The sequence below is a fragment of the Calidithermus terrae genome (assembly GCF_003574345.1).
Lineage (GTDB): Bacteria > Deinococcota > Deinococci > Deinococcales > Thermaceae > Calidithermus > Calidithermus chliarophilus.
Map to the genome: position 1 here is coordinate 1 of NZ_QXDL01000463.1, position 713 is coordinate 713.

At 67.0% G+C, this 713-nt stretch carries 1 protein-coding gene; it reads right to left on the minus strand.

Annotation, left to right across the window (positions count from 1 at the left end):
* Positions 1 to 190 precede the first annotated feature (190 nt).
* Positions 191 to 713 (minus strand): enoyl-CoA hydratase/isomerase family protein (locus Mterra_RS21590; RefSeq protein ID WP_147373079.1); only part of this gene is annotated, 523 nt, incomplete at its 5' end.

A 713-nucleotide genomic window follows, 5' to 3' on the forward strand; every position in this document is an offset into this window, starting at 1 on the left:
TCCTACGTCCTACGTCGTACGCGAGACGCCAAGCGCAAGACGCAAAACGCAAGACGCGAGACGCCTTGTTCCCCCCTTAGCAAGGGGGGCTAGGGGGGATAAACCTTCCCCGCATGCGGGGAGGGACGGGGAGGGGTCAGCTACACGCCACGAGCCACACGCCACAGGCCTCCTATGCCTTGCCAACGGCCTACAGCGGCGCTTTCTTCTGGAAATTCGGCCTGCGCTTTTCCTTCAGCGAGGCGAGGCCTTCCTTGGCGTCGGGGCCTAGGAAGCCGAGGAACTCCAGCGCGAGTGAGGTGTCGAAGGTGGGGCCGGCCAGGCGCAGCCAGTTGTTGAGGGCGTACTTGCTCCAGCGCAGGGCGGTGGGGGAGCCTTTGGCGAGCTTGCGGGCGATCTCGAGGGACTTGGCGTAGACCTGATCGTCCTCCACGCACAGCGAGACCAGCCCCAGCCGCTCGGCCTCCTCGCCGCTCATGGGCTCGTTGAGCAGCAGGTAGTACTTGGCCTTGTTGAGCCCCACCAGCAAGGGCCAGACGATGGCCGAGTGGTCGCCCGCGGCCACCCCCAGCCGGGTGTGCCCGTCGAGGATGCGGGCGGTTTTCCCGGCCACCGTGATGTCGCACAGCAGGCCCACCGCCAGCCCCGCCCCCACCGCGGGCCCCTCGAGCGCCGCCACCGTGGGCTTGGAGCAATTAATCACGTTGTACACG